Annotated in this window: 6 protein-coding genes; 5 read left to right on the forward strand and 1 reads right to left on the reverse strand. The window is 72.8% G+C overall.

Going from position 1 to position 8153, the window contains the following annotated elements:
* Window positions 1–113 precede the first annotated feature (113 nt).
* Entirely contained in the window at window positions 114–1160 is a 1047-nt protein-coding gene (locus ABZV06_RS06505; RefSeq protein ID WP_355619149.1) for a DUF4192 domain-containing protein, read from the reverse strand.
* A 152-nt stretch (window positions 1161–1312) separates the two neighbouring features.
* Between ABZV06_RS06505 and ABZV06_RS06510 the strand changes: the two genes are divergently transcribed.
* The 5 genes from ABZV06_RS06510 to ABZV06_RS06530 all read left to right on the forward strand — a co-directional run bounded on the left by ABZV06_RS06510 (window position 1313) and on the right by ABZV06_RS06530 (window position 8007).
* Window positions 1313–2227 (forward strand): fructosamine kinase family protein, encoded by a 915-nt coding sequence (locus ABZV06_RS06510; RefSeq protein ID WP_355619152.1) that lies wholly within the window; start codon window positions 1313–1315, stop codon window positions 2225–2227.
* Window positions 2224–3237: a GTP 3',8-cyclase MoaA gene (moaA, locus tag ABZV06_RS06515; RefSeq protein ID WP_355240318.1), complete on the forward strand. Its 1014-nt coding sequence runs from the start codon at window positions 2224–2226 to the stop codon at window positions 3235–3237. The genes ABZV06_RS06510 and moaA overlap by 4 nt, the downstream gene beginning before the upstream one ends.
* Before the next feature lie 3 nt (window positions 3238–3240).
* Window positions 3241–3495: a MoaD/ThiS family protein gene (locus ABZV06_RS06520; RefSeq protein ID WP_355240315.1), complete on the forward strand. Its 255-nt coding sequence runs from the start codon at window positions 3241–3243 to the stop codon at window positions 3493–3495.
* An 11-nt stretch (window positions 3496–3506) separates the two neighbouring features.
* Window positions 3507–4757, forward strand: coding sequence for a metallophosphoesterase (locus tag ABZV06_RS06525; protein ID WP_355619155.1), 1251 nt, complete (start codon window positions 3507–3509; stop codon window positions 4755–4757).
* A gap of 61 nt (window positions 4758–4818) precedes the next feature.
* Window positions 4819–8007 carry a UvrD-helicase domain-containing protein gene (locus tag ABZV06_RS06530; RefSeq protein ID WP_355619158.1) on the forward strand — a complete coding sequence of 1063 codons (3189 nt, stop codon included), beginning with the start codon at window positions 4819–4821 and terminating at the stop codon, window positions 8005–8007.
* The last annotated feature ends 146 nt before the right edge of the window (window positions 8008–8153 follow it).

An 8153-nucleotide genomic window follows, 5' to 3' on the forward strand; every position in this document is an offset into this window, starting at 1 on the left:
ATCTGGGGCCATCCAGACGCCTCGAAACCCCCACCTCGCCGACCTGGAGTCGATCAACGCAGGACGCCGCCGCCTGCTCGGGGGCTCGCGAGCCGGGGCGCGGAGCGCGCGGGTCAGCGGCGGCCACGTCGGCGCCGCTTGCGGGGACGGACCACGCCGGGCATACCGACCGCAGGCCAGCCGTCCAGCTCGGAGGGTGGCACCCCGCGCCGGAGCAGGTCGTCCAGGAGCAGGGCCAGCGAGTAGTCGGGGTGCAGGCTCAACGTCCGTTCCAGCGCGACCGCCGCCAACGCCCCCTGCCCCGCCCGCCAGGCCGCGAACGCCAGCAGCGCGCCCGGTGCGGCGGTCAACTCCGGCTCGGCCCGGCGCAGCACGTCGGTCCAGAGGTCGATGTCCCGGTCGCGGCCGTCGGTGCGTTCCCAGGCGTGGTCCCGCACCGGCAGGTGACTGAGCAGCAGGCTGAGCCAGGCGAGCTCGTCGTCGTCGAGCCGTTCGCCACGCCGCTGTCGACGTTGCGCCTCGCGGACGGCCGCCACCCCGGCGGAACGCAGTGCCCGCCCGCCGAGGAGGTCGCTGGTGGGGGCCTGCCCGATCAGCTCGACCAGTCGTCGTTCGGCCCGGACGGTGGCCGCGTGCAGGGCCTCGCGGGCCGGGCCGTCGACCGGCGACACCTGCGCCACGAGGGCCGCCCGGTCGGGGAGCGCGACCTGGCCGGCGAACACGGCCGACGCGGTCACCGGATTGGCCTGCGGGTCGTAGCGCCGACCCTCGGGCGGGCAGCAGTCCGCCTCGGTACACAGGTAGGACCACCACCGGCCGTCGGTCACCCGCAGCGCGTCGAGCACCTCCAGGCCGGCCGCCGTCAGGGCGGCTCGCACCGCGTCCACGCTCGGGGTCACCTTCTCGGGTGGCCCGTAGCCGACCACGGTGGCGGCCTCCGCCCCCTGCCGGTGGATCACACCGGCCAGGTGTCGGGCGCGGTCGACCAGGTCCGCCGAGGGGTCGGGCAGATCGGCGCGGGCGGCGAAGATGATCTGCCGGCCGCGCAGCGCCACCGCGACCACGCTGTCGGCGGGGTGGAAGCCGAGCAGGTACGGCACGGCGGCGATCAGGTCGGCGGGCGAGCGGACGGAGAGCTTCGCACGGTCGGTCGAGGTCATGCAGGAAGGCTGCGTCCGAGCCGCGAAGCCTTCCAGACCCTGTGGATGACACGCGGTCTGTCCACAGCTACGGAACGTATTCATGCAGGTGGGCGTCATTCGGTGTGCCGACAAGACACCGCAGTGTCATGGGCAGCGGCTACCGTGCGCTGATGGACCTGGCGTACCTGCGCGCGAACCCGGCACACCTGCCGACGTTCCGGACCCATCAGCGGCTCCGGGAGACGCCGGTCGCCGGTGGCAACATCTGCGCCGCCGCCCGGCTCACTCTGGACGACGGCCACTCCGTCTTCGCCAAGTCCTGGCCGGAGAGGGCCGACCGGCCGGCGCCCGAGGGCTTCTTCGCTGCCGAGGCCGCCGGGCTGCGGTGGCTGCGGGAGGCCGAGGCGATCGGCGTACCCGAGGTGATCGTGGCGTTGCCCGACCTGTTGGCGCTCGACTGGGTGGAGCCCGGCGAGCCGACGCCGGAGGCCGCCGAACGCTTCGGTCGGGAGCTGGCCGCCCTGCACCGGGTCGGCGCGCCGACCTTCGGGGCGCCGTGGGCCGGCTTCATCGGCGCCCTCGGGCAGGACAACACCCCCGACGACGGTCCCTGGTCGACGTGGTTCGCGCGGCGCCGACTCAGCCCCTATCTGCGCCTGTCGGTTGACGGCGGTGCGTTGACCAGCAGCGATGCCGCGCTGATCGAGCGGGTGATCGGGCGGATCGGTGAGTTCGGCGGGGACGAGCCGGCGGCTCGCATCCACGGCGACCTGTGGCCGGGCAACGTGCTGTGGGGCCTCGACGATCGGGCCTGGCTCATCGACCCGGCGGCGCACGGCGGGCACCGCGAGACCGACCTCGCCCAACTCGCGCTCTTCGGTGGTGTCGCGCACCTCGACCGGGTGCTGGCCGCGTACCGGGAGGACTGGCCGTTGACCGATGGCTGGCGCGATCGGGTGCCTCTTCATCAGCTGCATCTGCTGCTCGTGCACACCGCACTGTTCGGTTCCGGCTACCGCGATGCGGTTGTCCAGGTCGCCCGAGCCGCCCTCAGCGGCGTCGAGCGCGCTACGGTCGACCGGTGAGTGTCGCCCCAGGCGCCGACGGCGTCCTCGTCGACCGGTACGGCCGCGTCGCACGGGACCTGCGCGTGTCGCTCACCGACAAGTGCAACCTGCGGTGCACGTACTGCATGCCGGCCGAGGGGCTGCCCTGGTTGGCCGGCCCCGACCTGCTCACCGACGAGGAGATCGTCCGGCTGGTCCGGGTGGCCGTCGAGCAGCTCGGCGTGACCGAGGTGCGCTTCACCGGCGGGGAGCCGTTGATCCGACCCGGCCTGCTCGGCATCGTGGCCGCGGTGGCCGCCCTCGACCCCCGTCCCCGGATCTCGCTCACCACGAACGGCATCGGCCTGGACCGGCTGGCACCCGCGCTGCGGACGGCCGGCCTGGACCGGGTGAACGTCTCGCTGGACACACTGGACGCGGCCCGCTTCACCCAGCTCACCCGCCGCCCCCGCCTCGACGCGGTGCTGGCCGGGCTCGCCGGGGCGGCGGCCGCAGGCCTTGAGCCCGTGAAGATCAACTCGGTGTTGATGCGCGGGGTCAACGAGGACGAGGCGCCGGCTCTGCTCCGCTTCGCACTCGAGCACGGTTACCACCTGCGGATCATCGAGCAGATGCCGCTGGACGCGCAGCACGGCTGGGACCGGAGCACGATGGTCACCGCGGAGGAGATCCTGGCGAGTCTCCGTACCCAGTTCGATCTCAGCCCTGATCCGGCCGAGCGCGGCGCGGCACCGGCCGAGACCTGGTTGGTCGACGGCGGCCCGGCCCGGGTCGGCGTGATCGCCAGCGTCACCAGGCCCTTCTGCGGCGACTGCGACCGGACCCGGCTGACCGCCGACGGTCAGGTCCGCGCCTGCCTGTTCGCCACCGAGGAGTCCGACCTGCGGGCGGCGCTGCGCAACGGCACCACCGACGACGAGTTGGCGCGGCGGTGGCGCACCGCGATGTGGGGCAAACGCGCCGGCCACGGCATCGACGATCCCACCTTCCTCCAGCCGACCCGGCCGATGTCCGCGATCGGGGGCTGATCCGTGGAGCCGAGGCCGTTGACCGTCCGCTACTTCGCGGGGGCGCGCGCCGCCGCCGGCCGGTCCGAGGAGGTCACCCCCGCCGGCCGGTCACTCGACGACCTGACCGCCGAGCTGGCCCAGCGGCACGGCGACCGTCTCGCCGCCGTACTGCGCGTGGCCAGTTTCCTCGTGGACGGCGTCACCTGCCATGATCGTCGGGCACCCCTGCCGAGCGGGGCCACGATCGATGTCCTGCCGCCGTTCGCGGGCGGCTGAGGGGGGCGCACATGTTGGCGGTTCTGGGGTTCATGGGCGTCCTGGCGCTGGTCACCGGCCTGATCCACCTCTACCTGTGGAAGCGTCTGATCCGGGACACCACCACGCCGGGTCGCTGGCGGCGGGTCGGCGGGATCGCCGCCCTCGTGCTGGCGGTTCTCGTACCGGCCACCCTCGTCGGGACGCAGGCCGGCTTCTACTGGCTCGCCTGGCCGGGCTACCTGTGGCTCGCCGTCATGTTCTACCTGCTGGTCATGCTGGTCGTGCTGGAAGTGCCGATGCTTGTCGCGCGGCTGGTGCTGCGCCGCCGGGTGACCGCCGCCGAGCCGACCGCCGCCGCGCCCGAGCCGGTGCTGGTCGGAGCCGCCGGGCCCGCCGATCCGCCGGTCAGCGGCGCGGTAGCGGCACCGGACCACGACCCGGGCCGCCGCCTGCTGCTGGCCCGCGGGGCGGCCATCTTCGCCGGTCTCACCGCCACCGGCATCACGGGGTACGGCGTCCGCACGGCGCTCGGTCCGCCCCACCTCGACCGGGTGCAGATCCCCCTGGCGAAGCTTCCCCGCAGCATGGACGGCCTGCGTATCGCCACCGTCTCCGACATCCACCTGGGCCCCCTGCGGGGCCGGGCGCACACCGAACGGATCGTCGCCGCGATCAACCGCCTCGACGCGGACCTGGTCGCGGTCGTCGGCGATCTGGTCGACGGCTCGGTCGCCGAGTTGGGCCCGGCCGCCGCCCCGCTGCGGGACCTGCGCTCCCGGTACGGCAACTTCTTCGTCACCGGTAACCACGAGTACTACTCCGGGGTCGAGGAGTGGGTCCAGGAGGTGGACCGGCTGGGCCTGCGGGTGCTACAGAACCGTCGGCAGGAGATCCAGGCCCGGGGCGGTGTGCTCGACCTGGCCGGCGTCAACGACCTGAACGCGGACCCCAAGGGCACCGGCCTGGCCGCCGGACCGGACTTCGAGGCCGCCCTCGGTGACCGCGACCCGAACCGTCCGGTCGTCCTGCTCGCGCACCAACCCCTCGCCGCGAAGCAGGCGGCCCGCTACGGCGTCGACCTGCAACTCTCCGGGCACACGCACGGCGGCCAGGTGGTGCCGTTCAACCTGGTCGTCAAGCTTGAGCAGCCGGTGGTCAGCGGCCTCGGTGAGGTCGACGGCACCAAGGTCTACGTGACCAACGGCGCCGGTTTCTGGGGTCCGCCCGTGCGGGTGGGGGCCGAGCCGCAGATCAGCCTCGTGGAGTTGCGCTCGGCATAGCGGACGTCACGTCCGCGCGTGGCGGAAGGCGGGCCGCGTGGCGGGCGTGACAGGATGCGGCGTGCCTCCGTTCAGCGCCGTACCCCCCGGTGGCCTCCCTCCCTTCGTCGCGGACCTGCACATCCACTCGAAGTACTCGCGCGCGTGCAGCCGCGACCTGACCCTGCCGACCCTGGGTTGGTGGGCGCGGCGCAAGGGCATCGCGCTGCTCGGCACCGGCGATTTCACCCACCCCGCCTGGTACGACCACCTGGTCGAGACGCTGCGGCCGGCCGAGCCGGGGCTCTACCGGCTCGACCCGGAGGCGGAGCGCGACATCGCCCGCCGGCTGCCGCCACGACTCGCCGGCACGACCGACGCGGACGCGATCCGGTTCATGCTGAGCGTGGAGATCTCCACGATCTACAAGCGGGACGACCGCACCCGCAAGGTGCACCACCTGATCTACCTGCCCGACCTGGAGGCGGTGGCCCGCTTCAACACCGCTCTCGGCCGGATCGGCAACCTGGGCTCCGACGGCCGGCCGATCCTCGGTCTGGACTCGCGGGACCTGTTGGAGATCACCCTGGAAGCCAGTCCGGACGGTTACCTCGTGCCGGCGCACATCTGGACGCCGTGGTTCTCCGCACTGGGCTCGAAGTCCGGCTTCGACGCGATCGCCGACTGCTACGCGGACCTGGCCGACCACATCTTCGCCGTGGAGACCGGCCTCTCGTCCGACCCGGCGATGAACTGGCGGGTCGGCAGTCTGGACGGCTACCAACTCGTCTCCAACTCGGACGCGCACTCGCCGCCGGCTCTCGGCCGGGAGGCGACCGTGCTGACCGCCGAGCGGAACTACTTCGCCATCCGCGAGGCCCTGCGCACCGGCGGCGGCCTTGCCGGAACCATCGAGTTCTTTCCGGAAGAGGGCAAGTACCACGCGGACGGGCACCGACTGTGCGGAGTCACCTGGTCGCCGGAACGGACGAGGGCCGCTGGAGGGCTCTGCCCGGAGTGCGGCAAGCCGCTCACCGTGGGTGTCCTCAGCCGCATCGAGGAGCTGGCCGACCGAGCCGAAGGGCACCGGCCGGCACACGCCCGGGACGTCACCCACCTGGTGCCGCTCGCCGAGATCCTTGGCGAGATCAACAAGGTGGGCGCCCGGTCGAAGAAGGTCGAGGGGCGACTCAACGAGCTGCTCGCCGCACTCGGCCCCGAGTTGGAGATCCTGACGACGACGCCGTTGTCCGACATCGCGCAGACCGGCGGTGAACTGCTCGCCGAGGGCATCGGGCGGCTACGGCAGGGCGACGTACGCCGGGTTCCGGGGTACGACGGCGAATACGGGGTGATCACGCTGTTCGATCCTGCGGAGTTGGGTGCGGGCACGGCACAGGAGACGCTGTTCGACGTACCCGTGCCGGCGCAACGACGGCCGACGGAGCCGGCGGCTCGCGCGACGGCCAAGCGCCCGGCGGCGGCCAAGGCGGAGCCGAAGCGCAAGCCGGCCCCGCCTCCCGCGCCACCGATCGCGCCGCCGCCGTCACCGCACGAACCGTTCGAGCCGATGCTCTCCGGCATGGAGGAGGTCGGCACCGGCCTGCTGGACCGGCTGGACGCCATGCAGCGGGTGGCGGCGTCCGCTCCCGGCGGACCGCTGCTCATCGTGGCCGGCCCGGGCACCGGCAAGACCCGGACGTTGACCCACCGGATCGCGTACCTCTGCGCGGAGCTGAACGTCTTTCCCGAGCACTGCCTCGCGATCACGTTCACCCGCCGCGCGGCCGAGGAGTTACAGCACCGCCTCGACGGGCTGCTCGGCCCGGTCGCCGAGGACGTCACCGTGGGCACGTTCCACGCGTTGGGGCTGACCATCCTGCGGGAGAACGCCGACGCGGCGGGCCTTCCGGCCGGTTTCCGGATCGCCGACGACGCCGAGCGGGCGGCGGCGAGGTCGGAGGCCGGCGACGATCTCGCCGGCTACACGGCGCTGCTGCGCAAGCAGGACCTGGTCGACCTGGACGAGCTGGTGAGCGTCCCGGTGGAGCTGTTGCGAACCGACCGGAAGCTGGTCGAGCGGTACCGGGACCGCTGGCGGTGGATCTTCGTCGACGAGTACCAGGACGTCGACGCGGTGCAGTACGAGCTGCTGCGGCTACTCAGCCCCGCCGACGGCAACCTCTGCGCCATCGGTGACCCGGATCAGGCGATCTACTCCTTCCGGGGTGCCGACGTCGGCTACTTCCTGCGCTTCTCACAGGACTTCACGGACGCCCGTCTCGTCCGGCTCAACCGCAACTACCGCTCGTCGGCGCCGATTCTGGCGGCCGCCGTGCAGGCCATCGCGCCGTCGTCGCTGGTCCAGGGTCGGCGACTGGATCCGGCACGGCTCGACCCGGAGGCACCGCTGGTCGGCCGGTACCCGGCGTCGTCCGTGGCCGACGAAGCCGACTTCGTGGTCCGGACGGTCGACGAACTGGTCGGCGGGCTGTCCCACCGATCCCTCGACTCGGGTCGGATCGACGGCCGGTCCACGACGCTGTCGTTCTCCGACATCGCCGTGCTGTACCGCACCGACGCGCAGGCCGCCCCGATCGTGGACGCCCTGACCCGGGCCAACATCCCCGTGCAGAAGCGCTCGCACGACCGGCTGCGGGACCGGCCGGGGGTGGCGGTGATCGCTCGCGAGCTGCGGCACGCCGACGGGTTGGCCGGGTCGCTGGCGGCCCGGGTACGGCTGGCCGGCCAGGTGGTCGCCGAGCGGTTCGCGGTGCCCACCCTGGACGGCACGGGTGGCGCCGTCCGTCCCGAGGACGTCCGCTCCGCGGTGGACCTGCTGACCCCGCTGGCGCAGCGCTGCGGCGACGACGTGGAGGCGTTCCTGTCGCAGTTGGGCACCGGCGCCGAGGTGGACGCGCTCGACCCGCGTGCGGAGGCGGTCACCCTGCTGACGCTGCACGCCGCGAAGGGCCTCGAATTCCCGGTGGTGTTCCTGGTCGGCGTCGAGGACGGGCTGCTGCCGCTGCGCTGGCCCGGTTCGACGCCCGACGAGGACGCCGTCGCCGAGGAGCGCCGACTCTTCTTCGTCGGCCTGACCCGGGCCCAGGACCGCCTGTACGTCAGTCACGCCGCCCGCCGGAGCCGCCACGGCAAGGAGCGCGACTGCACACCCTCGCCGTTCCTCACCGCTGTCGACCCGGGCCTGTTCGAGCGGTTCGGCGAGACCGAACCCCGCCGCCCCAAGGACCGCCAGCTCCGCCTGATCTGACCCCCTCTGCGGTGGACCTTCCGTCGATCATGAAGTTGTTGCCTCGACACGCCGATACGGCTGGCAACAAAATAAATATAGAAGCGCCCCCGGCCCCCCGCGCGGGCACGTCAAGAGACCGGCCCACCCCGTGAGTTAGGAATAGC

The sequence above is a fragment of the Micromonospora sp. NPDC005172 genome (assembly GCF_040608555.1).
Classification (GTDB): domain Bacteria; phylum Actinomycetota; class Actinomycetes; order Mycobacteriales; family Micromonosporaceae; genus Micromonospora.

What these genes read in the sequence shown, in the direction of transcription:
- ABZV06_RS06505 (WP_355619149.1), bottom strand. Translation starts at nt 1,160, where the DNA reads ATGACCTCGACCGACCGTGCGAAGCTCTCCGTCCGCTCGCCCGCCGAC.
- ABZV06_RS06510 (WP_355619152.1), top strand. Translation starts at nt 1,313, where the DNA reads ATGGACCTGGCGTACCTGCGCGCGAACCCGGCACACCTGCCGACGTTC.
- ABZV06_RS06525 (WP_355619155.1), top strand. Translation starts at nt 3,507, where the DNA reads ATGTTGGCGGTTCTGGGGTTCATGGGCGTCCTGGCGCTGGTCACCGGC.